This is a genomic window from Streptomyces sp. NPDC004838 (genome assembly GCF_053600955.1).
On sequence record NZ_JBSGAW010000025.1, the window covers coordinates 109,079 to 133,678 of the forward strand.

Annotated in this window: 23 protein-coding genes; 14 read left to right on the forward strand and 9 right to left on the reverse strand. The window is 68.6% G+C overall.

Annotated elements, in window-relative coordinates; all coding sequences use genetic code 11:
* Window positions 1-227: 227 nt before the first annotated feature.
* From ACWEFL_RS26155 to ACWEFL_RS26185, 7 genes are all read left to right on the forward strand, one after another.
* Window positions 228-1,337, forward strand: coding sequence for a LacI family DNA-binding transcriptional regulator (locus ACWEFL_RS26155; protein ID WP_451716924.1), 1,110 nt, complete (start codon window positions 228-230; stop codon window positions 1,335-1,337).
* On the forward strand, window positions 1,338-2,456 hold the full coding sequence (locus ACWEFL_RS26160) for a M20 family metallopeptidase (protein WP_451716926.1): 1,119 nt from the start codon (window positions 1,338-1,340) through the stop codon (window positions 2,454-2,456).
* Window positions 2,457-2,848: 392 nt separating this feature from the next.
* Window positions 2,849-3,607, forward strand: a complete 759-nt coding sequence (locus ACWEFL_RS26165; protein WP_451716928.1) for a TetR family transcriptional regulator — start codon at window positions 2,849-2,851, stop codon at window positions 3,605-3,607.
* Window positions 3,608-4,451: 844 nt separating this feature from the next.
* Complete coding sequence (locus tag ACWEFL_RS26170) at window positions 4,452-5,207, forward strand: maleate cis-trans isomerase family protein (RefSeq protein WP_451716930.1); 756 nt, start codon at window positions 4,452-4,454, stop codon at window positions 5,205-5,207.
* A gap of 43 nt (window positions 5,208-5,250) precedes the next feature.
* Entirely contained in the window at window positions 5,251-5,904 is a 654-nt protein-coding gene (locus tag ACWEFL_RS26175; protein WP_451716932.1) for a VOC family protein, read from the forward strand.
* Window positions 5,901-6,146 carry a hypothetical protein gene (locus ACWEFL_RS26180; RefSeq protein WP_451716933.1) on the forward strand — a complete coding sequence of 82 codons (246 nt, stop codon included), beginning with the start codon at window positions 5,901-5,903 and terminating at the stop codon, window positions 6,144-6,146. Before ACWEFL_RS26175 ends, ACWEFL_RS26180 begins: the two co-directional genes overlap by 4 nt.
* The gene (locus tag ACWEFL_RS26185) at window positions 6,143-7,384 is read left to right on the forward strand and encodes a hypothetical protein (protein WP_451716934.1); all 1,242 of its coding nucleotides are present in this window, start codon (window positions 6,143-6,145) and stop codon (window positions 7,382-7,384) included. Before ACWEFL_RS26180 ends, ACWEFL_RS26185 begins: the two co-directional genes overlap by 4 nt.
* Window positions 7,385-7,742: 358 nt before the next feature.
* Here the strand turns inward: ACWEFL_RS26185 and ACWEFL_RS26190 are convergent, their stop codons facing one another.
* The gene (locus ACWEFL_RS26190) at window positions 7,743-9,449 is read right to left on the reverse strand and encodes an AMP-binding protein (RefSeq protein WP_451716936.1); all 1,707 of its coding nucleotides are present in this window, start codon (window positions 9,447-9,449) and stop codon (window positions 7,743-7,745) included.
* Between the two features lie 222 nt (window positions 9,450-9,671).
* Here ACWEFL_RS26190 and ACWEFL_RS26195 point away from each other — a divergent pair, with 222 nt between their 5' ends.
* From ACWEFL_RS26195 to ACWEFL_RS26215, 5 genes are all read left to right on the forward strand, one after another.
* Window positions 9,672-11,129 (forward strand): amidohydrolase family protein, encoded by a 1,458-nt coding sequence (locus tag ACWEFL_RS26195; RefSeq protein WP_451716937.1) that lies wholly within the window; start codon window positions 9,672-9,674, stop codon window positions 11,127-11,129.
* A 353-nt stretch (window positions 11,130-11,482) separates the two neighbouring features.
* The gene (locus tag ACWEFL_RS26200) at window positions 11,483-11,887 is read left to right on the forward strand and encodes a YciI family protein (RefSeq protein WP_451716939.1); all 405 of its coding nucleotides are present in this window, start codon (window positions 11,483-11,485) and stop codon (window positions 11,885-11,887) included.
* A gap of 53 nt (window positions 11,888-11,940) precedes the next feature.
* Complete coding sequence (locus tag ACWEFL_RS26205) at window positions 11,941-12,867, forward strand: NAD(P)-dependent oxidoreductase (protein WP_451716940.1); 927 nt, start codon at window positions 11,941-11,943, stop codon at window positions 12,865-12,867.
* 71 nt (window positions 12,868-12,938) lie between these two features.
* Complete coding sequence (locus ACWEFL_RS26210; RefSeq protein WP_451716942.1) at window positions 12,939-13,895, forward strand: VOC family protein; 957 nt, start codon at window positions 12,939-12,941, stop codon at window positions 13,893-13,895.
* 249 nt (window positions 13,896-14,144) lie between these two features.
* Complete coding sequence (locus tag ACWEFL_RS26215; RefSeq protein ID WP_451716944.1) at window positions 14,145-15,083, forward strand: fumarylacetoacetate hydrolase family protein; 939 nt, start codon at window positions 14,145-14,147, stop codon at window positions 15,081-15,083.
* 74 nt (window positions 15,084-15,157) lie between these two features.
* Here the strand turns inward: ACWEFL_RS26215 and ACWEFL_RS26220 are convergent, their stop codons facing one another.
* Window positions 15,158-16,111, reverse strand: a complete 954-nt coding sequence (locus ACWEFL_RS26220; RefSeq protein ID WP_451716946.1) for a GlxA family transcriptional regulator — start codon at window positions 16,109-16,111, stop codon at window positions 15,158-15,160.
* Between the two features lie 101 nt (window positions 16,112-16,212).
* Between ACWEFL_RS26220 and ACWEFL_RS26225 the strand changes: the two genes are divergently transcribed.
* Entirely contained in the window at window positions 16,213-16,851 is a 639-nt protein-coding gene (locus ACWEFL_RS26225; protein WP_451716948.1) for an HD domain-containing protein, read from the forward strand.
* Between the two features lie 142 nt (window positions 16,852-16,993).
* On the opposite strand, the gene ACWEFL_RS26230 is transcribed toward ACWEFL_RS26225, so the two are convergent.
* On the reverse strand, window positions 16,994-20,023 hold the full coding sequence (locus ACWEFL_RS26230; RefSeq protein WP_451716950.1) for a family 16 glycoside hydrolase: 3,030 nt from the start codon (window positions 20,021-20,023) through the stop codon (window positions 16,994-16,996).
* A 438-nt stretch (window positions 20,024-20,461) separates the two neighbouring features.
* Window positions 20,462-20,824, reverse strand: a complete 363-nt coding sequence (locus tag ACWEFL_RS26235; protein WP_451716952.1) for a winged helix-turn-helix domain-containing protein — start codon at window positions 20,822-20,824, stop codon at window positions 20,462-20,464.
* A 382-nt stretch (window positions 20,825-21,206) separates the two neighbouring features.
* Here ACWEFL_RS26235 and ACWEFL_RS26240 point away from each other — a divergent pair, with 382 nt between their 5' ends.
* Complete coding sequence (locus tag ACWEFL_RS26240) at window positions 21,207-21,659, forward strand: hypothetical protein (RefSeq protein WP_451716954.1); 453 nt, start codon at window positions 21,207-21,209, stop codon at window positions 21,657-21,659.
* Window positions 21,660-21,741: 82 nt separating this feature from the next.
* On the opposite strand, the gene ACWEFL_RS26245 is transcribed toward ACWEFL_RS26240, so the two are convergent.
* From ACWEFL_RS26245 to ACWEFL_RS26265, 5 genes are all read right to left on the reverse strand, one after another.
* Window positions 21,742-22,356 (reverse strand): hypothetical protein, encoded by a 615-nt coding sequence (locus ACWEFL_RS26245; RefSeq protein WP_451716955.1) that lies wholly within the window; start codon window positions 22,354-22,356, stop codon window positions 21,742-21,744.
* 170 nt (window positions 22,357-22,526) lie between these two features.
* A complete protein-coding gene (locus ACWEFL_RS26250) occupies window positions 22,527-22,736 on the reverse strand; it encodes a DUF397 domain-containing protein (RefSeq protein WP_451716957.1) in 210 nt (69 codons plus the stop codon).
* A 77-nt stretch (window positions 22,737-22,813) separates the two neighbouring features.
* Complete coding sequence (locus ACWEFL_RS26255; RefSeq protein WP_451716958.1) at window positions 22,814-23,065, reverse strand: DUF397 domain-containing protein; 252 nt, start codon at window positions 23,063-23,065, stop codon at window positions 22,814-22,816.
* Between the two features lie 109 nt (window positions 23,066-23,174).
* A complete protein-coding gene (locus ACWEFL_RS26260; protein WP_451716960.1) occupies window positions 23,175-23,384 on the reverse strand; it encodes a DUF397 domain-containing protein in 210 nt (69 codons plus the stop codon).
* Window positions 23,381-24,157 (reverse strand): helix-turn-helix domain-containing protein, encoded by a 777-nt coding sequence (locus tag ACWEFL_RS26265; protein WP_451716970.1) that lies wholly within the window; start codon window positions 24,155-24,157, stop codon window positions 23,381-23,383. The genes ACWEFL_RS26260 and ACWEFL_RS26265 overlap by 4 nt, the downstream gene beginning before the upstream one ends.
* Window positions 24,158-24,600: the final 443 nt, after the last annotated feature.

Consider the following 24,600-nt stretch of genomic DNA (forward strand, 5'->3'; position numbering starts at 1 on the left):
GTTGGGTAATCGATTGCCAGCGGAGCGAAAGCGCCCGGCGGTCCCCAGGGGCTTTGACGCCACCCCTGGTAATCGTTTGCCGAGTGCACGGAACTGTAAGAGGCGCTTTTCGGCCACGTCAAGGTCTTGATGTCGGAAGTTCACCGTGATACGAAGTGCCCCTCGCCTGTAAACGATTACCCAACGGAGGCCGCCGCGTGCCCCCGCTCGGGAGGAGGGGGTTGTCCATGGCGACGATCCAGGACGTCGCGAAGCTGGCCGGCGTGTCGACCGCGACGGTTTCCCGCGCGCTCTCCGGCTCCCGGCCGGTCGGTTCCGATCTGGCCCGCCGCGTCACCGAGGCGGCCCGGCAGTTGGGCTACCGCCACAACACCCTCGCCCAGGCACTGCGCACCCAGCGGTCGCACACCATCGGCATGGTGGTCCCCCAGATCTCCAACCCGTTCTTCCCGCTGCTGGTCGAAGCCGTGGAGCGCCGGCTGCAACGGGACGGAGTGGACCTGCTGCTCTGCGACTCGCACCAGGACGTCGAGATGGAGGCGCGCAGGATCCGCACACTGATCGACCGTCAGGTGGACGGGATCGTCATCAGCCCGCTCCACATCACCGACAGCGGTCCGGCCATACGGGCGGCGGCCGAGCGGGTCCCGGTGATCCAGATGGACCGCCGGGTCGAGGGGCTGAGCGGCAGCTGGGTCGGCGTCGACGACGCGGCCGGCGTCGGCGGCCTGGTGGACCTGCTGATCTCCGAGGGGCGTCGACGGCTGGTGTACGTGGGCTCGGAGTTCAGCAGCTCCTCCGCCCGCGACCGCGCCCAGACCTTCGAGACCTCGCTGGCCCGACACGGTCTGGAGCCGGCCGGTCCGGCACTGCTCGGCACCTTCGAGGTCTCCTGGGGGCTCAGCGCCGCGGCCCGCCTCGTGGCGGAGCACGGATGGGACGGGCCCGCACCGGTGCCCGGAACACGCGGGGGGCCCGACGGAATCGTCTGCGGCGACGACCTGATCGCGCTCGGCGTGCTGCGCGGACTCTCGCGGGCGGGCGTCAAGGTCCCCGACGACGTCGCGGTCACCGGCTTCGACGACATCACCTTCGCCGAGATCTTCGACCCGCCGCTGACCACCATGCGCCAGCAGTGGGAACTCATGGCGGACGAGTGCGTCCGCCTCCTTCGGCAACAGGGCCCCGGCACGGGCTCCTTTCAGATAGCGGTCGCCCCGCTCCTCCAGGTCAGGGGCTCGACACCGAGGACGACGGGCCAGAAGACGACTGACCAGAAGACGACTGACCAGAGGATGACGGACCAGAAGACGACTGACCAGAGGATGACGGACTAGATGAACGACGTACTGGACCTCACCCGGCGGCTGCTCGCGATACCCACCGTGGACCGGGACGAAGTCGACGCCCAGGCGATCGTGGCCCCGATGCTGGAGCAGGCCGGATTCACCGTCCGCGGCCACGAGCACGCGCCCGGCCGCACCACGCTGATCGCCGAGTGGCAGACCGGGCTCGACGTCCCGCCGCTCTGCCTCTCCGGCCATCTGGACACGGTGCCGCTCGGCGCCGAGCCCTGGAGCCGGGACCCGTACGCGGGCGAGCGGGACGGCGACCGGCTGTACGGGCGGGGCAGCACCGACATGAAGGGCGGCGTCGCGGCCATGGTGCTCGCGGCCGTGCGCGCCACCGCCGCAGGACGGCCCGGACGGGCGGGCCTGCGGCTGGTGCTGACGGCCGCCGAGGAGACCGGCGCCCTGGGCGCACGGCATGTGGCGCCGTATCTGAGCGACGGCCGGAGCGGCCCGCTGCTGATCGCGGAACCCACCGCGAACGAGGTGGTCCACGGCCACAAGGGCGCGCTGTGGCTGGAGGCGACCGCCACCGGGGTCACCGCCCACGGCTCGACCCCGCACCTGGGGAGCAACGCCGTCTGCGCGCTGGCCCGTTCGGTGACCCGACTGGACGGGTTCACGTTCGAAGACGCCCCGCACCCGGCGATGGGCGTGCCGACCCTGAACGTGGGCACCTTCCACGGCGGCCTCAACCCCAACTCCGTACCCGACCTCGCCGTCGCGGCCTTGGACGTACGCACCGTGGCGGGCCAGGACCACGGGAAGGTCACCGCGGAACTGGCCCGGCACACGGGTCCCGACGTCTCGCTGAGCACGCTCCTCGACCTCCCGCCGGTCTGGACCGAACCGGCGGACGACTGGGCGCGCTCGGTGGGCGAGATCGTGGCCGGGGTGAAGCCCGGCAGCTCGTACGAGCCGCGCGCCGCCTCCTTCTTCACGGACGCGGCCGTGCTGACCGCCGCGCTCGGCTCGGTGCCCACACTGATCTGCGGTCCGGGGCAGCCGGAACTGGCCCATGTGACCGACGAATGGTGCTCGGTGACCCGGCTGGAGGAGTCCGTGACGATCTACGAGCGGATCATCCGCGACTGGTGCGGCCTCTGACACCGCCGGGCCGCCGGGACGCGACGCGCCCGTACCGGGATCGTCGGGTCGCCGCCGCCCCGGACCCCCGCCCCCGCGAGGGCACATGCGTGTACGCCTCCCTCGTCACCGCGATCTCGCTGTGCCGGAGGATGCGCATCGCGACCCGCGGATGTACGTCGAGCGCCGCCAGGAGCGAGCCGTACGTGTGCCGGGCGCCGTGGAGTCGGATCCGGCGGGTGCCTGTGCGGGTGGAGCGGTCCGCGAACCGGCGGTCGAACGCGGCACCGGCACCGAGCGGTTCGGCGCGCGCCATTCGCCCTCACCCCGCACCTGACCTGCGCAAACCGAGGCCGGAAAACGCTCAGTGATTCCGGCGACCCGCGTGCCGACGCTCGGGCTACTATCACCGCATGGCGAATTCACCCGGGAGGAGCAGAACCGTAGCCGCGAAGGGACCCGCACCGAAGGGGCAGGGAGGCGGGCGCCGCAGCACGGCCCGGCACGCCCTCGTCACCCGTGAGGTCTTGGAGAAGGCGACGCTCCTCTTCGCGGAGAATGGATACGAGACGACCACGCTTCAGGATGTCGCCAAGGCCGTCGGCGTCACCCGCACGGCTCTCTACCACTATGTGACCAGCAAGGAAGAACTGCTGGCGATGCTGGTCGAGCAGATGAGCCTGAACCTCGCGGAGTCCTTGGCCGCGCTCCGTTCTCGTGAGGACCTCACGCCGGAAGGGAAGCTGCGCGAACTGACCGACATGCTGGTTCGGCAGCGGGCGGAATCGCCTCACCAGTTCCGCGTCCACGACCAGACGGAGTCCGCACTGCCGGAACCGCTGCGCTCCCGCCACCGCCAGGCGCGACGCGACGTGCTGGCGGCGCTCTCCGGCGTGATCGAGGAAGGCATCGAGAGCGGAGAGTTCAAGCCGCTCGACCCCAAGGTGGCGGCTTTCAGCGTCCTGGGCATGTGCAACTGGGTGGCGTGGTGGTATCACCCGGGCCCGGACTACGACATCGACACCGTGACTCGTCAGATCAGCCAGTCCGCCGTGGACATGGTGGTCGCCGTTGACGCCCCCCGGCGTCCTGTGGATTCCGCGCGGTCCGCGTTGGCCATGGCCCGCTCAAGTCTCGACGCGCTGGAACGTCTGCTGCCTGGCGAGGGCTGACGTCAGCCACCGGACCCCGTCCGGGAAGCCGACCGTACGCGGATATCGCGCGAGCAGCGCGCTGGGTGCCGCGAGCCTCACTCGGTGCTCCGGGAGCCTGACGTATCGGCACCGCGAGCGCTGAGACACCCTCGAAGCCGGCCACAGCTAGGTCGTTTCTGGTGGATCAGGCTGGATCAGTGAGCGGGGTCTGGTGCCGTGGATCGCAAGGCGGAGGAGGGAGTCCATGCGGAGCATCGGCGACCGACGACAACGCAGCGAGGCGCGGTGCCAGGGCACGCGAGCCCAGCAAGATCCACCAGAAGCGGCCTTAGCCGAGCGCAAGGACCGTTACGTGAGCGGCGCGGCGTCGACCGCACGGTCGCCCGGACCGCGCGTGTCACCAATCCTCACCGCAGCGGCCTGTGTCGTCGTCGGCACGGCGGTCGATCCCATCCGCGCCGACCGGTGGCCGACCGGCACCCCACACGGCAACCGCTGTATCTGAAGCCCCGTTCGCGCGTCCCGACTGCACGCATCGCCTTCCTCCGGCGGGTCCGGAAGGCCGGGGCAGGCAGTCGGACAGCCGGTGGCGCGCCGCGCCGTCTCGCCCTGTTGCCGACCGGTCCGCTGTTCTCTCAAGGCCGCACCGCGCTCGTGTGCGCTGGTGGCCACACGCCGTCGTCATGCGGCCCGGAGGCTCCGGCCGCCAAGCACGTTCGGACGGTGCCACCAGCGCTTCTCGCGCGTACCTCGTCTCCCTTCCGGCCACCGCGCCTGCCGTTGGAGCGGCGGGGCCACCCTTGACAATGTGACACCAGTGTCGAAAAATAGTTACGTAAGTCAAAGGAATGGGAGTGGATCAATGCCTGGACCGATGAAGATCGGCCTCGTGGTTCCCAGCTCGAACGTGACGGTCGAGACCGAGATGCCGCGACTCCTGAACCGGCACCCCGGCGCGGCCTTCTCGTTCCACTCCAGCCGCATGCGCATGCACACCGTGTCGCCTGAGCAGTTGAGAGCGATGAACGCGCAGCGTGAGCGCTGCATCCTGGAACTGGGCGATGCCGGAGTCGACGCCGTCCTCTACGCGTGTCTGGTCGCGGTGATGGTCGGCGGTCCGGGAGAGCACCAGCGGGTGGAGTCGTCGATCGCCGAACAGCTCTCCACCGGAGGTGCCGACGCCGCGGTTCTCTCCAGCGCCGGAGCGCTCTCGGAGGGGCTGCGCGCTCTGAAGGCACGCCGGATCGCCCTGGTCACGCCGTACATGCGCCCCCTGGCCGAAAAGGTCGTGACCTATCTCGAAGCCGAGGGATTCGACGTCGCCGACTGGCGAGCGCTCGAGGTCGAGGACAACGAGCAGGTCGGCCGCATACCGGGGGAACAAGTGATGAGCGCCGCACGCGATCTGGACCTGAGCGGGGTCGACGCCCTGGTCATCTCGGCCTGTGTGCAGATGCCCTCACTGGACCTTGTACAGCCCGCCGAGGAGGAGTTCGGCATTCCGGTCCTGTCCGCGGCGACCGCCGGCGCCTACACCGTACTGCGGAAGCTCGGGCTGCCCGTCGACCTTCCCTCCGCGGGGAGCCTGCTCCGAGCGGACGCCCCGGTGGCCCGGTGACCCGCCCGAGAGCCCATTCACCACAAGTACGAGGAGGTCGGACATGAGCCGTCCCGAACACCGGGTCAAGGGCGTCGACCACACCGCATTCCCCACGTTCGACCCCGTTGCCACCGTGCGCTTCTACCGTGACGTCCTGAGGTTCCCGGTTGTTCACTCGATCTGTGCGGCGGGCTGGGGTCCCGAGCGGCACCCCGACTTCATCCACTTCTTCTTCGACATCGGCAACAACGACCGCATCGCCTTCTTCTACTACTTCGGGTTCGAACCCCCGGCCGCGGCCGGCACCGCGGGCGACGTCTACGCACGGTTCGCCGACGACGTGCCCGAGTTCTTCATCAACTCCCGGCACCTGGCGATTCATGTCGACGACGAAGAGGACCTGATGGAGTATCGCCGCCGTCTCGACGAGTCGCGGTGGCCGGTGGAGATGCAGGTCATGCACGAGACGATCGAGTCGATCTACACCCACGACCCGAACGGCTACATGGTCGAGATCACCCGCGCGCTGCGGCCGGTCACGCCGCAGGAGGACCTGGACGCCGCACTCACCGTCGAAGCCCTGATCGACGTGGCCTCGGGATCCGAGCCCAGCATGGACAAACTGCTCGCCCGCAAGGCCGAGTTGATCATTCAGCGCGCCGCGCAGTGGGAGGAAGCCCACTCCGGCACCGGGATGGAGCTGACCGGGACATGAGCACGTTCTTTGTTCTCGACGTACCGGAGAACAGCACGATCCCCGACGTCGCCGCGCGCGACACCGCTGTGACCGTGGACAAGGTCGGACCCTACTTCCGCATCAGCTCGCCCGGAGCCATCGTCGTCGACCGGCGCGCCACCGGGTGCCGGCACGCCGTGTGGTACAGCGCGGTCGCCGGACTCAAGAACTCGCGCATCACCCAGCAGGACAAGGACGCGTTGCGCGTGGAGGCACGATGAGCACGTCCGTCCGTCTCGGCGCTGGCCGGTACATCACCGCACGCGCCATCCCTGACGCCACCGTCTCATCGCCGCACGAACTGACCACGGCCGACGGCGCGACGGTCACGGGAGTGCTGCGTACGGTTCCGGGCGCGCGCACCGTCGTATGTCTGATGCACCCGCGCCAGGACTTCACCCACCACGTGCTGGTGCCCGAACTCCTGTCGCGGGGAGCGGCGGTCTGGACCCAGGGCTCCCGTTCCGTCAACAACGACCTGAGACTGGTGCATGAGCAGGCCGTGCTGGACATGGCGGCCGGTCAGGTCTTTCTCCGCGGTGGCGGCTTCGACCATGTCGTCACCCTCGGGCACTCGGGCGGTGGGCCTCTTTCCGCGCTCTACCATCAGCAGGCCGGGCTCGCCCCCGCTCGACGCATCGCGCGCACCCCCGCGGGCCGTCCGGTCGACCTGGCCGGGGCCGAGCTACCGGTCCCGGACGCCGCGGTGTTCATGGCCCCGCACGTGGGTCAGGGAGCCCTGCTGCGGCGACTGATCGACCCCTCGGTGACGGACGAGGCAGACCCGATGTCCGTCGATCCGGACCTCGATCCGTACAGTCCGGCCAACGGATTCGTGGACGCCCCGCACAGCTCCGCCTACGCGCCCGAGTTCGTGGCCCGCTACCGAGCCGCCCAGAGAGCACGCGTCGAGCGCGTCGACGCTCGGGCCCGAGAGCTGGTCGCCGAAGCCGCTGCCGCGCGCAGGCGCTTCAAGACCTCCGGAACGGCTGGTGACCGGCGGGAGGCACTGGCCCCGAGGATCGTCACGGTCTACCGCACGGATGCCGATCTGCGCGGCGTCGACCTGTCCCTGGACGCCAACGAACGGCCCTACGGGTCGCTGTTCGGTAGCCGTCCGGACCTCATCAATTACGGCCTCGTGGGGTTCGGCCGACTCTCCACCCCCGAGGCGTGGCTCTCGACCTGGTCCGCGGCCTCGACGAACGCGGACTTCCTGCGCTGCGCGCCCGGAGTCACCGCGCCGACCCTGCTGGTCGAACTCACGGGAGACCAGGCGGCCTACCCCCAGGACGCCGCGGCGATGATCTCCGGCTTCGGCGCGGCGGACAAGACCCGCCACCGGGTCAGAGGTCTCCACTTCGGCGGTTCCATCGCGCCGGGGGAGCCGACCGGCAGCAGCCTGGCCGCCGACGTGATCGGGAATTGGCTCGCCGAGCGGTTCCCTCTCGCCGTCTGATCTCGGGTCCGACGGCGATCTCGGTCCGGCTCGGGCCGGGCGGGGTTCGCCCGACCCGCAACCAGGGCCGGCACCTCACAACCAGGGCCCGACACCCCACAATCAAGGCCGACACCAGCGTGAGGACGCCTCCCTGCTGCCTGAGTCCCTCCGGCAGCAGGGAGGCGGTCGCGCGTTCGGTTGCCCTGCGTCCGGGCTTCGGTTGCCCCGAGTCCAGGCCCTGCGGCGGATCACCGTGCCGGCCGGGTGTCCGTCCACGGTTTGGTGTCCGTCCATGGGTGCGGACAGGTGGAGGCGCGCGAGGATCTCGCTACGGAGCTGTCCGGGGCGCGGGAGGCAACTCCCCTTCAGGAACCGTTCAGGAACCCGAGTCCGTCTCGCGGGCCAGCTTGCTCTCGATGTCCTCCCGCAGGGCCTTCTTCGAGACCTTGCCGATGTTCGACAACGTCAGCCTGGGGACCAACTCGACCCGCTCGGGCAGTTTGTACTTGGCCAGGCCGTGTTCCAGCAGGAAGTCGCCCAGAGTCCGCACGGTCAGCGGTCGGCTGCCGGGCTCCATCACCAGGTAGGCGCACCCGCGCTCGCCCAGGACCTTGTCCGGCATCGCCACCAGCGCGGCGTTGGACACATCGCGGTGCCGCATGATCAGCTCCTCGACCTCGTCGGCGTGGATCTTCTCCGCCCCGCGGTTGATCACATCCTTGATGCGACCGTCGATCGAGTAGCAGGTCAGCTCGTCGATGACGTGCCGCCTGGCGAGATCGCCCGTGCGGTAGAAGCCGTCGTCGGTGAACGCGCTCGCGTTGTGCTCGGGCGCCCGGTAGTAGCCGCGGATGGTGTACGGGCCGCGGACGCACAGCTCGCCGATCTCGCCGTCGGGGACTTCGGTGTCGCCCTCGGGGCTCAGGACGCGGATCTCGTCCGCGGGGGAGAGCGGGGCGCCGACCGTGTGGTGGCGTATCGCTTCTCCGGCCTGTGGGGGAGTGACCAGGAACATGCCCTCGGCCATGCCGAACTTCTGTCGTACGGCTATGCCCAGGTCGTCGCGCAGCCGCTCGGCGACCTCCTCGGCCAGCTTCTGCCCGCCGACGATGAAGTCCTTGACGGAGGACAGGTCGGTGTTCCTGTTGCCGTTCTCTTCCAGCAGGCGGATCGCCAGGGCCGGTGGGACGAGCGGGATCACGTCGGGGCGCGTGGTTTCGATGAGGTCGAGGACGGTGCCGACGTGAGCGGAGGGCGCGAGGACCAGCGTCGCGCCGCTGAGCAGCGTCGGTTGGAGCGCTACGGAGATTCCGGCGTTGTGCATGATCGGCAGGGCGTAGAGCACCACGGTGCCGGGTCCCCATCCCCGTGCCTCGGCCCATGCGCGGGCGTTGTAGGCGTACTCCTCGTGCAGGCGAGGAGCGATCTTCGGCAGCCCGGTGGTGCCTCCGGAGAGCTGGAAGACGGCGATCCGGTCGGGGTCGCCGTGGTGGTAGGGCAGGTCCGCGGGGTCGGCTGCCGCCCCCGCGGAGATCAGATCCTCGTAGGCCACCGCGCCGTCGAAGGCGTCGCCGCGTGCCACGACGATGTCCTCGACGACGCCGTCGGCCAGGAGTGAGCGGGCGTTGTCGGGGAGCCGGCCGTGTCCGAAGTCGGACTGGAGGATGAGGCCGCGCGCGCCGATGTGCCGGGCCAGGACGCTGATCTCCCGTACCCCGTGCTGAGGGAGCGTGCAGACCGGGCGTATCCCGGTCATCAGACAGCCGAGGTAGGAGACGACGGTCTCGGCCACGTTGCCCATCTGGAACATCACGGCGTCTTCGGGCCGGAGAGTGGTCGACTCCAGCAGGCCCGCGGCGAAGTGCCGGGCGGCGTCGAAGAGTTCCTGATACGTCCAGCTGCCTTCGGGAGTGATCAGCGCCGTGCGGCCGGCGTGGGCGGACGCGGCGGACACCAGTTCCGTCGGCAGGGAGCGGCCGGACCAGAGGCCGGCGGCCCGGTAGCGGGCCGCTGTCGCGGCCGGGTAAGGGACGAGTCCGTCCGCCTGCGTGTCGCGGGATCGCACCGCCGCTGTGTTCGCCATGTTCCGCAATCTAAACGACGAGAGACCCAAGGGTCTAGCTCAAGTGTCGAATTATTGACGCACGTGTCATGCTCGCGCCGGAGCAGGATTGACTTGAGTGTCGACGTTTTGACGTAGAGGTTGACAGCATGGTGTGTCGCGTTCATCGTGGACGCATCGCCCCATGGGGCGTTGAAGGGTTCGTTTCCCCATAGAGCGCAATATCGATGAGGGGATAGGTATATGTCCACACTGAGTCCCAGGACGAACTTCGCACAAGCAACGTCCGGCCGGCCCGGAACGACCGATGCGCGCACGCTGTTGCGAGGCGGGCGGATCGTCTCGATGGATCCGGCCGTGGGCGACCTGGTCGGGGACGTACTCATCGAGGACGGCCGAATCGCCGCCGTGGGTCCCCGTCTGGAGATCGCGGAGGGCAGCGCACAGGTCATCGACGCCTCGCGGCACCTTGTGATCCCCGGCTTCATCGACTCGCACCGGCATCTGTACCAGTCGGTCCTGCGGGGAATGGCCACGAACTGGTCGCTTTTCCAGTACTTCACGACCATGTTCGGTGTGCTCGGCCCGAAGATGGCGCCGGAGCACATAGCGATGGGCACCACGCTCGGCGCCTACGACTCCCTCGACTCCGGGGTCACGGCCGTCTTCGACTACTCACACAACCAGACCACGCCCGAGCACACCGACGAGGCCGTGCGCGCGCTGAAGGACAGCGGCATCCGCGCGATCTTCGGCTACGGCGGCACATTGGCCCAGCACCTGGAGCTTCTGTCGCCTCCCCACAAGAGCACCCCCAGCAATGAGGCCGAAATCCGGCGAGTGCGCAGCCAGCACTTCTCCTCGGACGACGGGGTGGTCACCATGGGGCTCGCCATGCGCGGCCCGGACAACGCGACCATGGACATCGTCAAGAGCGACATCGAACTCGGCCGGGAACTCGGCCTGCGGATCAACACTCACGTCGGTATGGGTGTGATCGACATCGGCGACCGACCCAACGTGACCCGTATGCACAAGGAGGGTCTGCTCGGCGACGATCTGATCTTCGGCCACTGCAACTTCCTCACCGAGGAGGAGTTCCGGCTGATGGCCGACGCGGGTGTGTCGGCGTCGGTGACCCCTGAGGACGAGGCCGCGATGGGGCACGGCTGGCCGCCGATCGCCCAGCTGCTCAAGGCGGGCATCAGGCCGAACATCGGCATCGACACCTGTATGGCCGTCGGCGGCGACCCGTTCACGGCGATGCGCTTTGCCCTGGCGGTGCCGCGCGGCGTCGCCAACCAGCAGTCGCTGGAGGAAGCGGTCAACCCGTGGCAGCTCGACATCTCCGCCCGTGACGTGCTCGAGTTCGCGACCATCGAAGGCGCCCGCGCACTCGGGTTGGAGAGCGTCACCGGCAGCCTGACACCCGGCAAACAGGCCGACATCGTCATGATCCGCACCGACCACATCTCCATGACGCCCGTCCTCGACCCGGTCGCCTCGATCGTGCATCACGCGAGCCGGCAGACCGTCGACACCGTCTTCGTCGCCGGCAAGGCCGTCAAACGCGACGGCGAACTCCTCGGCGTGGACACCGCCGACCTCAGCCGCCGGGCCGCCGACACCGCCGCCGCACTGCTCGAAACGGCCGGTATCGCCCCCGGCTGGGCCCCGGAGCCGCCCGAGGGCGGCCACTGACCACCGTCGCACCATCCTCCAGTCCCGACATCCTGGGCGGTCCAGCGGACCCGTCGTCAATTCCCGAGAGCCGAACCGGCACGACGCCCGTCGCCCTTTTCGGCCGCCCCCGCGCCGGCGTCGCCGCGCGACGGCACCTCCGCGATCCCCTTCTCGACCACTCACCGGACCTCGGACCCACGCCTTCGGCCTGGCCCGCGCCCCATCCCGCCGACGTGTCGACGCGGCGGTACGGCGGTGGGGACGACGTAGCACGACGGCACCCCGCAGATGATGCGGCCGACTCAAGACGCGGCCGACCCAAGACGCGGCCGACCCAAGACGCGGCCGACCCAAGACAAGGACACACAGCGATGACCACGCCGGCCCCGAGCCGCACCCACGAAAACTCCCCGCAGGCACCCGGACAGACCGCGGGCCCGCTGAAGAAGCACTTCTTCGTGATCTTCTCCGAGGCCGGCCTCCGGCCGGACGAGCTTCCCGCGCAGATCCCGGCCCACCTGGAGTACCTCGCCGGACTGGAGAAGCGAGGAGTGCTCTTCATGTCCGGGCCGTTCCTCGACGCGTCCGGAAACCCCGGCAGCAACGGCATGCTGATCGTCCGCGCCGCGAACGCCGACGAGGCTTCCGCCCTGGCCGCCGGCGACCCGTTCCACAGCAGCGGCGCCCGCACGTTCCGGGTCGAGGAATGGCAGGTGCACCAGGGCCGCATCGACATCGCCATCGACCTTTCGGACCGCAGCTACCACTTTCGCTGATCGCCGACCACCCACCCCGCGCGTGAACGGCGCACCCTCAGGAGGACACTCTCGTGACAACCCCAGGCTCCGACCTCACCGTCGGTCTTGTCGCACCCGGCAAGATCGGCCTGCCGTTCGCGGCGAATCTCATCGACGACGGATACACCGTGTGGGGCTACCGACGCAGTTCCATGGCGGACTTCGAGGCGGTCGGGGGCAAGCCCGCCGCGTCGCCGCGGGAGGTGGCCGAACGTGCCGACGTGATCTTCACGTGTGTCACCTCGGCGGACGCGCTCGACGATGTGATCAGTGGCGAGCAGGGGTTGCTCGAAGCCGGACGATCAGACTTGCTTGTGGTGGACATCGGCACGATGCCGCTCAGCCGCAAGAGGGCCGCGCGTGACGTCCTGCAAGCACATGGCATCACCATGCTCGACGCACCAGTCAGCGGCACTCCGCCAATGATCTCCGAGCGTCGCGGAACGGTGTTCGGCAGTGGGGACGAGGACGCGTTCGAACGGGTCCGTCCGGCGCTCGGCGCCCTCGGCCCCGTCGCCTACATGGGCGAGTTCGGCTCGGGCGAGAAGATGAAGTTCGTCGCCAACACGCTCGTCGCCACGCATATCGCGATCACCGCCGAGGCGCTCGCGCTGGGTAGGGCCATGGGGCTGGACCCACAGTTCATCGTCGACACGATCAAGCCCTCCGCCGCGTCCTCGGTGATGTTCAACGTGCGCGGGCCCATGATGGCCGAGGGGCGATTCCATCCGGTGAGCGGATCACCCGAGAGCATGATCGACGTGATGGACTCCATCATGCCCACGGCGGACGAAGTGGGCGCGACCATGCCGCTGCTGAGTGTGGTTTACAAGATCTGCGAAGAGGCATGTGCGCAGGGCTACGGAGAGGTGGACATCGCCGCGGTCATCCGGGTCCTGGAATCCGGGGCGGTCAAGGTCACTGCCAGCAGCTCGGGCAGCGGTGGTGCGTCCGGCTGAGGCCGCCGTCCCGGATAGACCGAATCACGCTACCTACCACCCACCCCGTCCACCACCGATTGGAGCCCTCGATGTCTGTGGACAATCAAGCAGTAGCAATCCCTATCCCGGAGATCGGCGAGTCCGCCAGGAAGCCGAAAGGACTGGGCATCCACCGCACCGGGCACGTCGCGCTCTTCAGCCCCGACCCGGCCGCCTCGGCCGACTTCGCCGTCAGGCACCTGGGCTTCCTGCACGCCGGTCACGACGAGAACGGCCGCCACTATCTGGCGGGCCACGGCCCCGACGCCTACTCGCTGGTCTACTCGCCCGGTACGAAGGGCCTTGAGGCCATTTCCTACATCGTCCCCGACGACACGGTGCTCGACGAGTCCGCGGCCGTGCTCGCCGAGTCCGGCATCGCCGTGACACGGAACGACGAGACCTCGGAGTTCCGCCCGGGACCGAGCCTGAGGTTCAAGACCCCCGCGGGCCACCCGATCGAACTCAGAGTCGGCCACGCCCCGGAGGTACCGGTCGCGGCCTCGACGCGGCGACCCACCGCGGTTCCCGCGCCGATCGCCTCGGACCACGTCGTCGTACGCACGGTCGACATGGAAGGCGAGATCGAGTACGCGAAGACCACCCTCGGTCTCATGGAGAGCTCGCGGATCCAACTGCCCGACGAGACCCCGCTGATGGCGTTCTTCCGTGGGGGCAGGCTCTACCACTGCCTGGCGCTGTCGAAAGCCGAGGTCAACGGACTGCATCATGTGCAGTTCACCGTCAAGGACAGGTCCGCTGTGCTGGAGGCCGCCGAGGCATTCGCCAAGGACGACGATGTCGAGGTCGTCTGGGGACCGGTACGCCACGGTCCCGGCCACAACATCGCCGTCTACTTCCGTGACTACACGGGGCACTTCTTCGAGTTCTCCTCGGAGGAGGAGATCATCCTCGACGACGAGAACTACTCACCCCTGCGCTGGTCGGGAGGCGACCCCCGCGCGGCCGACGAGTGGGGCAGCTTCCCGCCGGACAGCTTCCGCTGAGACGAAGACCCCCGCAACCTCCACGGGCACTGTCCGACCGCGTCACGGACCGAACCGTCCGCCCCGTCGAGCCGCGGCGCATCACCACGGGCGACCGCGCCGCACCCGCCGCCGCGGCACACCACACTCCGACGCCCTCCGCCAACAGCCGCCCGGTCGGCCACGCGCAACCAAGCCAAGCCGAGCCGAGCCGATCCGGACACGGCACTACGCGACCCCATACCGCGCATTCATCCTGGAGAAACACTCATGCGTCTCGTCAGCTATACGGACCCCTTCGGCCGCCCAGCTCCCGGTGCCGAGCTTCCCGGCCTCGGCGTGGTCGACCTGTCCCGCGTCCTGGACGTCCACGGTGTCGCGGTGCCCTCCTCCGTCGCGGACATCTTCCGCCGGGGACGCGACTACCAGGACGCCGTACGCGACGTGCTGGCAAGCGTCGGAGCCGAGCCCCGGCACGCGGCCGACCGGGGCTGGGTGGTGCCCGATCCGGTCACCCTGCTGGCGCCCCTCGGCGAGCGCGTCCGGACCGTGGCCGCGGGAGCGAACTACCGGTCGCACCTTGAGGAGATGGGTGAGGAGCCGCCGGAGAAGGCCGCCTGGTTCGTCAAGTCTCCGACACCGACCGGCACCGGCGCCCCCATCCTCATCCCCGCCGCCGCTCCGGACAAGGTCGACTTCGAGGGCGAATTCTGTGTGGTCTTCGGCCGCGGCTGCCACGCGGTCAAGGCCGAGGAGGCCATGGACTACGTCGGCGGATACACGATCATCAACGACGTGTCGGCCCGCGACGACATCCCCCTGCTCGCCGCCGCCGCCACCCCCGAAGAGGGGCGCTGGGCCTGGACCGACATGCTGCTCGGCAAGCAGTTTCCGACCTTCTGCCCGATGGGACCCGCCGTCGTCACCGCCGACGAGATCACCGACCCGGGGAACCTGGCGATCACCACCACCCTCAACGGCAAGGTGATGCAGAAGGGGCACACCTCGGACATGCTCCACGGCATCCCCGAACTCATCGAGCAGCTGTCGCGGTACTTCAGCTTCGAACCGGGTGACGTGCTGAGCACCGGTTCACCGGCCGGAGTCGGCGTGGCCCGCAAACCCCCGGTGTTCATGCGCGCCGGAGACGAGATCCGGGTCAGCGTCGAGGGCATCGGCGACCTCGTGAACTATCTGGCAGGCCCCTGACATCAGCGCACACGGCCCCGCCCGGATGACCCCGCCCGGATGGCCCCGCCCGGACGCGGCGCGCCCGGCGTGTCCTAGCCGTGTGTGGTGGTGAAGCGTTTGCGGTACTCGCTCGGGGTGGTGCCGAGGTGGCGGGCGAAGACGCGGCGCAGGGCCTCGTCGCTCCCGAGACCGCTGTGCCGCGCCGCCGAGGTGATGCTGTGTCCGTCGAGGAGGAGCTGCTGGGCGTGGTCGAGGCGGACGCGTTCGACCCAGCGTGCGGGGGTGGTGTGCAGTTCGGCCTGGAACAGGCGGGTCAGGTGCCGGGTGCTGACGGCCGCGGACGCGGCCATCGCGGGCAGGCTGTGGTCGCCGGCGGGGTCGGCGACCACGGAGGCGGTCAGGGAACGGAGCAGGTCGGTGCGGGCCGGCGGGGTCGCGAGGGCCGTGGAGAACTGCGACTGGCCGCCGGGACGCTGCACGAACACGACCAGTTCGCGCGCGACGGCCCGTGCGGTGCGCGCTCCGTGGTCGTCCTCCACCAGCCCGAGGGCCAGGTCGATGCCCGCGCTGATCCCCGCCGAGGTCACGTAGTGGCCGTCGCGGATGTAGAGGGCGTCCGGTTCCACCCGTACCCGCGGGTGCCGGTGGGCGAGCGTTTGGGCATGGCGCCAGTGTGTGGTGGCCCGCCGCCCGTCGAGCAGGCCGAGAGCGGCGAGGACGAAGGCCCCGCTGCAGACCGAGGCGACCCGTGCGGCCTGCCCGGCGAGGGTGGAGGCCGCCGCCAGCAGCTCGTCCTCAAGGGGCTGCTCGGCCAGCCGCTCGGCGCCCGCGATGACGACCGTGTCGAGGGGGCCGACGTCGGCCGCCGCGGTCGCTCCGGCCAGCTTGAGCCCCGAGGACGTCGTCACCTCGCCGCCGCGGGGCGAGATCAGCGTCAGCCCGTACGGGTGGCCGAGCCGTCCCGCCTGGTGCAGGACCTCTCCCGGGCCGCTGACGTCCAGCAGGGTGACCTCGTCGAAGACCAGAAACCCCACACGCTGCGTCATGTCTGAATCCGTGGTTCTTCTGGCGTAATGGACATGGTGGCAGGTTACGTCGATGGGTGAGGGTGGAGGCAAGAGTCGGCCGAGCACGGAAGGTGCACCTCATGAGCGAGACGATCGCGGGCGTACGGATCCCGGACAGCGAACTGGCGCGGGAAGCGACCGAACTGGTCCGCGACGCCGCCTCCCCACTGGTGTTCGACCACTCCCGGCGGGTGTTCGTGTTCGGGTCGCTGCGCGGCCGGGAGCACGGGCTCCAGTTCGATCCCGAGCTGCTGTACGTGGGGGCGATGTTCCACGATCTGGGGCTGACCGAGCGCTTCCGCCGCACCGACCAGCGTTTCGAGATCGACGGCGCCGACGAGGCGCGCCGATTCCTGAACAAGCACGGAATCACGGGCGAGCCGGCCGACCGGGTCTGGACGGCCATCGCGCTGCACACCACCCCCGAGATCCCGCTGCACATGGCACCCGAGGTGGCCCTGGTGACCCGCGGCGTGGAACTGGACGTCCTCGGCATCGGCTACGACGCCGTCTCCGACGAAGAGCGCGCGGCCGTGGTCGCGGCCCACCCGCGCCCCGACTTCAAGAACCGGATCCTCGCCGCCTTCACCGACGGCATCAAGGACCGCCCGCAGACCACCTTCGGCAACGTCAAGGCCGACGTCCTGGCCCACTTCGTCCCCGGCTTCACGCGCGGCGACTTCGTGGAGGTCATCCAGAAATCCGCATGGCCCGAATGACACCCGCGCTCCGAGGCGTACGCGACGGAGTCCGCCGGCGCACCCCCGGTCCGCGCCCCCCGGTCCGCGCATCGCACAAGGCGGCCCCCGGCATCAGGTGCGGCTGATGCCGGGGGCCGCCGGTCTTTCTCTCGACGAGCCGTCAGTTCATGGGCTGGATCGAGATGTCGCGGTAGCGGACCTTGTTGCCGTGGTCCTGGAGGCGGATCGAGCCGGTGAAGGCGCCCTCCGGGATGCTGCCGCCGGTGGGGCCGGTGATGGCGACGTTGTCGTGGACCTTGACGCCGTTCCAGACCAGGGTCACGCGGGCGTCCTCGGTCTTCTTCCCCGCGCTGTCGTAGCGGGCGGCGCGGAAGGTGATGTCGTAGGACTGCCAGGTCTCCGGCGCCTTCGAGGCGTTCTGGTCGGCCGCCTTCTGGTTGTAGATGGCGGCGGCCTCGTTGGCGGCGAGCTTCGGTACGCCGAAGGAGTCGAGGACCTGGATCTCGTAGCGTTCCTGGAGGTAGACGCCGCTGTTGCCGCGGTCCTGGCCGGTCACGTCGTCCGGGAGCTTCGGGACGCGGAACTCGACGTGCAGCTTGTAGTCGCCGAAGGACTGCTTGGTGCGGATGTCTCCGCAGCAGACCTCGATGGACTCGTCGGCGGTACGCGGCCAGGCCACCGCGCGGCCGTCGGTGTGCTGCCACTGCGAGAGGCTGCCGCCGTCCAGCAGGTCGATACGGGCGCCGGCCGGGTTGACGTGGAGCATGTCGAGGTTGACGTGGCCGTCGTCACCGTCGTCGTAGCGGTACGTGATGGTGTTCAGGCCCTTGCGCAGGTTCAGCCGTTCGTTCTGGGTGGCCCAGGTCGTCCAGCTGGTCGTCGGCGGCAGCGCCGTCTGGCGGACCTTCTTCCCGTTCACGTAGACGCTGATCTTCTTGGTGCCGTTGAAGGGGTGGGGACCGTTGGCGTAGCGCAGTCCGACGTCGTAGGCACCCTTCTTGGCGGTCTCGACGTGGAAGGTGGTGCCGGCGCCGGGGTTGCCGAAGCTGTCCACGAAGCCGCCGCCGGAGTAGCCCTTGTGCTCCTTGTCGACGTCGGCGCCGCCGGAGAGTTTGGCCTCCTCCGCCTCGTAGGCGGTCGGCCGCGACTTGTCGCCGGGGATGGCGTTGAGGGTGTACCACGCCTCGGCGCTCCACAGCGCGTCACCGTTGGCGGCGCTGAAGGGGCGCGGGGAGCGGACGTGGACGACACGGTCGGCCTTCAGGCCGGGGATCTCCAGACGGACCTGGGTGCGGTCCCTGGAGACCGTGGCCTCGGAGACGCTCAGCGGCTCTTCGTCGATCTTGGGACCGCCGTACTCGGGGGTGGGCGAGTAGCGCCACTGCCGTACCTCGTAGCTCTTGGCGAGGTCGTCGGTGATCCGGTCGACGGTGGCCTGGGAGAGCGGCCGGGTGTACTTCAGGACGAAACCGTCCTCGGTGGCGCGCATCGAGTGGATGTCGAAGGCGTTGGTGCCGTTCGGGGTGAGCTTCTGCAGGCCGAAGCGGAGCTTGCCCTCCTGGCCCCAGTTGCCCTCGGCACCCAGGCCGCCCGCGTAGATCGCGCCGTCGGGACCGACGCTGATCCGGTTGACTCCGGCCTCAAGGCCCTGGGTGTGGCGGAAGACCGCGCCCTGGTACTCGCCGTGGACCTTCTCCAGGCTGGCGCGCTGGAGTCCGCCGTAGGTGACGTCACCGAAGAGGAGCTGCCCGGCGAACGGGCCCTTCTTCAGCGTCAGCGGGGTGCTGGGCGAGTTGGCGATCTCGTTCTGCGGCAGCCACAGCACCGGCTTGGTCGCCGGGCGGTCGTCGAAGCGGCCGGGGACGCTGGTGCCGCCGTCCTGGAAGCGGGTGTAGTGGTTGAAGAAGCGGTCCTTCTTCACCTGCACCAGCTTGGAGGCGGGGAGCCAGCCGCCCTGGTTGTCGGTGACGAAGATTTCCTTGTCGGGGCCCCAGCCGATGCCGTTGGGGGTGCGCAGTCCACCGGCGATGTAGGAGACCTTGCCGGTCTTCTTGTCGACCTTGACGGTGGTGCCCCGGTCCTTGGCGGGCTGCGGGTTGGTGGTGGCGCCGCCGTAGTTGATGGCCACGGACAGGTTGAGGTAGAAGCTGCCCTTGTCGTAGAGCAGGCCGAAGGCGAACTCGTGGAAGTTGCCGCCGTACGGCCAGGACGCGAGCTTGCGGTAGTCGTCGGTGACCTCGTCGCCGTCGGTGTCGCGCAATTCGGTGAGCTGGTGCTTCTCGGATACGTACAGCTTGCCGTCGACGTACTTGATGCCCATGGGCTCCCGGAGCCCGGAGGCGACCTTCTTGGCGGTCACCTTGTCGGGGCCGGTGGCGCCGGTGACGTTGTCGAGGAGGTAGACCTCGCCGTTGGTGGTCTGGCTCTCGCCCCAGGTGGACACCGCGAGCCGGCCGTCGGGCAGCCAGTCCATGGCGGAGACCTTGGGCTCGAACCCGGCCGGACGCAGATCGGTCAGGGAGTAGTTGGGGTGGACGCCCGCCAGCGGCAGTCCGTCGCCGGGGCTGTCCTGGCCGCTGACGCACTCCTTGCGGCCGGGGGCGGTGACCCGGACCACGCCGGCGTCGGTGCTGAGCACCGAGTTGGGCACGAGGGTGAAGCCGGAGGCGCCTGGAGGCTTCCACTGGAGGGTGAGCTGCTGGCCGCCACCCGCCTCGAAGTGCTCGATGAGCAGCGGGTGCAGACCGGCCGTCAGCTGGACGGTTCCGTCCTTGGGTTCGGCGCCGTGCAGCCCGTCGTGGTCGATGACCACCCGGTTGTCCAGGAGCATCCGTGAGCCGTCGTCGCTGATCAGGCGGAAGTCGTACGACCCGTCCTGGGGGACGTTCAGATACCCGGTGACCTGGGTCATGAAGTTGTTGGCCAGGCCGAAGTCGGCGTCGCTCGACCAGTCCACGACCGGCATCAGCTTGTCGATGTTGGGCGTCTGGCTCTCTTTCAGCTCACAGAGCTTCTTGAGCGGCGCTTGCAGATCGAAGACCCGCATGGTGACGCCGGGCTCCTGGGGCGGGATGTCGGCGGCGGTCCGATCGGGCGCGGCGGCGGCGGGCGACCAACTGCCGGCGACCAGCACGGCGAGCGCAACTGCTGCCATGCGTCTGGGCAATCGTCGGTACGGCCGTGATCTCACACTTCCTCCTGGCACAGGGTTGGAGCGGACGGGCGGCTGCCCGTCACGGAGCGCGTGCGGTCGGCCCCCGTGGGGGAGGGCGGTGTGGGTGTGGCTCTGCGCGTGTCCGCGCGGTGACTGAGCGGTGACGCGTTGAGCGGTGGCGCGAAAACGATGGGGAGCGGGAACGGTGGCGCTTCTCAACGGTGGTGGTGCGTAGGCCCGGTGTGTCGGCTGTGGTGCGTGCGACAGACACTAAGGACTTTTCCTTACGCGGTCCATACTTCGTCCACAGAGAGTCCAAAGTTTTTGGCGAGTGAGGGGTAACGGCGCGGCTTCGGGGTCAATCCGCACAGGAACGACCCCACCGGACCGGGGCGGTTCACTCATGGAGGCGCTACGGCCGACGGGGTCGCGCGTGGTGACGTGGACACGTGCGGAGCAAGCGAGCGAGCGACCTTAGTCAGGGTTTGCGGCCAGCGGGACTGCGCCCAACGGGGTGAGAACGTGGACCACCTTGTTCGCCCATCGGCGGGAAGCGATCAGGTCCGCTTCGCGGAGAGCGGTGGCGTGTCGACTGGCCGCGGGCGGGGTCAGACCGATGCGTCGAGCCAACTCACCTGTCGTGCAGCCGTTCTCGATACCGCGGAGAACGGCGGCCCGGCTCGCTCCGAGGAGGCGTTCAAGGGCCTGACGCCTGCGGAGATCGTCCTGGCCGTCCGCTGCCCACCAACTGCGGACCTCGTGAAACGGGATAGACCAGTACCGGCGACAGGGCCGGGTCGATGAGGGTGACCGGAACGCTAGATGCTGCTCCTGCATGCCTTACATGCGCTTGTGCAGGGTTTTTTCGTCCAGATGCAATGACCTCCCCCAGGCCGGCCTCGCCATAGCATGCTGGGCTTCGCGACACCTCGGAAGGAGACTGAGCGACGATGTGACCGGAGGCGGTACGTGCATCACTCGGTGCCGCCAGTCAATTTCCGAGGATCGGATCCGCACCACCGCACGGGCGAGCGCTCGGCTCCTTGCTACCGCATGCAACGGGGGCCGGCATACCTGCTCGCGGTCCTCGCGGCCGGCCGTGTGGCACGACTTCTCGCTTCAGGCTGCGGTCTCCGCCCGGTATGGCAGAGACCGATCCTGTCGCGATGGCACGCACGTTTGATAATCCAAGAGATTGAAGGGGATTGAGGTGCGTTTGATGCGTATCAGGGCGTTGGCTACTACAGCGGTGCTGCTCGGAGCAACACTGGCAGGAGTGACGGGGACGGCAAGCACGGCGCAGGCGTCGGTGGCCGATTGCACCAACGGCGCCAACGGGTTCGTCAGCGTCCCCTACAACAAGAGCGGAACCGTGAAAGCCAGCGTTTCTCTCGGCTACACCACCGCCGAGCTACACGTCGGCCGAGTCAACGGCAGGGACCGCGGCTGGGCGAAGATCACCGGACCGACGTGGAAGGGCGACCTGGTTTGGATGGACTGGACGTCAACCGGGGGCAATGGGTGGGTGCAGTGCGGCCCCTGGTCTGTGCAGAGCAACGGATCGCCCAACACCAGCGCCGCCCAAGTGGTCAAGCCCAACGACTCCCAGTGGTTGTTCCGGGCCTGCGGTAGGGAAATAGGCGGCACCAGCAAGTGCAGCAGTTGGTGGTAACGGGCGTCAGCGGCTACATCGGATACGACACTGATGCCGTCGCCTGAACCGAGCCAAGACACCGTCTCGTTTGGTTGGGAACTCACATGCCGCGTTCCGGGCCGCGTACCTCTCGGGTCCGTTCGCCGGGTTCTGTGGGCAGGAACTCCAGACGGACGGGACCGGGGTAGAAGGCCGCGCTGTCCCAGCCGGCCATCTCATCGCCGATCAGGTAGCGGTACAGCCACTCGGCGAAGTCCATGGGATGGCCGGCCCAGTCGCCTTCCGATCCCTGGACCACGATTCCGTCGGGATACCCATGGACCTCGGGGGCCAAGAAGACGGCGGCTCCCTGGTCCGTGCTGGCGAGGGGGATGAGGCCGTCGGGGGTGCCGAAGGTGATCTGCGGACGGTTGCAGATCACGCGTGGATCCGAGTCGGGCTCCAGCTCTTCGGACTCCCAAGCACGCCACTCGGACCAGAGTTCCGCATCCGACCGGATCTCCTCGCCCAGGTTCAGCCGGGCACAGGCCGGGTGGGACGCAAGGTAGAGGTGCCCGTTGAGCTGGACTGGGGCGTACGCGTCGACGATCGCCTTGTAGTCCTCGGGGAGACTTCTGCCGATCTGTCGCTCCAGGCGCGGCCAGGCGGCAGCATCGTCGTAACGGCTCTCCGCTGGGCCGAGCATGTCGAACACGGCCTGAAGGTAGTCGGTCATGGCTACTCGGAATCGCTCGTCGGGAAACGTCCAGGACAGCATGGACCACAGTTCGAGATTCCTCAGCCGAGATCTCGCTCACTCGTTCACGATCTCCCCGGACAGAACGCATGCGCGGTGCGCCCCGCGCTCGGTTGTGACCGAGTCCGGGGCGCCTTGCGTGCGTGCTGTCAGCGCTTCGAGGCGTACGCGACGAAGGCCGTCCAGGTGCCTGAAGTGGCCGTCAGGCGTGGGCCTTCTATGTTCTTGGAGTCGCGGACGTGGACAGCGCCAGGGGCGGCCGAGACTTCGACGCAGTCGTTTATGTCGCTGCTGCTGCTGTAGCTGCTCTTGGACCACGCCGGTTCAGATCTGCTTGCGGTAGAGGGCTGGAGGTCCATGTCTCTCCCAGCAGTTGTTCTGAATGAAGCGCCCTGCCCTCGGCGGTGTTCGTGGGCGGGGCGCGCTGTTTCCGAGGTCAGCGCTCCGAGACGTACGAGACGAACTCTGCCCACGGCCCGGCCGTCACGGCCACTAGTGGGCCCTCGTGGTTCTTGGAGTCGCGGACATGGACAGCGCCAGGGATGGCCGCAACCTCAACGCAGTCGTTGGGGTTGCTGCTGTCGCTGTCGCTGTCGCTGTCGCTGTCGCTGTCGCTGTCGCTGTCGCTGTAGCTGCTCTTGAACCAGGTCAGCTCGACGGTGTCCTTGAAGGGTGTCGCGTGGATCATGTTTCTCCCTTCGCCTGTCCGAGAGAGACAAGTGCGTTCTCCGGCGCCTTAGCGCGGTGCGCCCCGCGCTCGGCTGTGACCGGGTGCGGGGCGCGTTGCGTGCGTGCTGTCAGTGCTCCGAGGCGTATGCGATGAAGGTCGTCCAGGTGCTGGACTTGACGGTCAGGCGTGGGCCTTCGGTGTTCTTGGAGTCGCGGACGTGCACCGTACCGGGGATGGCTGCGACCTCTACGCAATCGTTGCCATTGCTGGTGTCGCTGTAGCTGCTCTTGAACCAGGCCAGCTCGACAGGTTCCTCGGAAGGTGTCGTGCGAATCATGTCTCTCCCAGCACTTCCTCGATGAGGGCCAGAGACTCCCCTGGTGCGAGAGCTTGAGCCCGGACGATGCCATACCGCAGCTCAAGGACCCGGAGGCGCTTCGGGTCGGAGACGGGGCGGCCCCCGTACTCGTCATCAGTGCGCCCTACTGCCGAGCCGTCACTGAACTTGAGCACTTGAATCCTCCCACCTGTCCCTGGGTGATCCCAACGGCTATGCGGCATCACCTGGATCTCGACGTTCGGGAGTCGGCCAAGCTCCAACAGGTGTTCGAGCTGCTGGCGCTGCACCATTGTCCCTCCGGTCGGGCGGCGAAGTGTCATCTCTTCCAGGACAAAACTGAGTTCCGGCGCAGGTGACCTCTCGAAGATGGACCGCCGGGCCAGGCGAGCCGCCAGCATGCGGGACAGTTCGTCTTCCGAGTACGCAGGCCGACGTGTTCCCAGCAACGCTCGCGCGTGATCCGCAGTCTGCAGAAGCCCGTGCAGCGCGTGACTGCCGTACGCCAGCAACTCCACAGCCTGCGCCTCCAGCTTCGCCAGCTCCCGCACCTTCTTCGGGTACCGCACCTCCGCCATCGGCTTCTTCATTGCGGCCACCTTGCCCCCCGCCCTCAGCGCCCGGTCCGCCTTGTCCAGGTACTCCGGGCGGGGAATCCGCGCTCCCCGCTCGATCTTGCGGATCAGGTCTTCGCCGTAGCCGATGAGCTTGGCGAGTTCGGTCACACTCAGTCCCGCGCCCTCACGCCAGGCATTGAGCTGTCCGCCGGCCATTTCCACCACCGGGGCGATCTCGTCCCCCGGATCGACGTCCCAACCGGGCTCGTCCACCCCGCCCGTAACTCCCGCCGCATCGACCACATCGCACCTGCCTTCGACGTACCGGTCATGTCCAACGCCCGCCGTACCCACAGGTCACGCGAGACAGCCGGGACAGGACCGGACAACGCCGGGACAAACTCCGTACGCAACGGCGGAAACGCTCTTCAGCATGGGCGCACTTCGCCACGCTGCGTGATGTGAACAGAGAAACCAGCTACTCCGCCGCCCAAGCTGCTCCCGCCGTCCGGCGGTTCAGCGTGCAGCTCTCCGCCACCCGCCGGGGCGCCCGGCTCGCCCGGCGGGACTGTAAATCATTCGGTGTAACTCCCGATCAAGGAAGATGCATCGATGACCAGTGAGAACGTGACCGAGGCCGAGTCCGTCGAGCCGGCTGA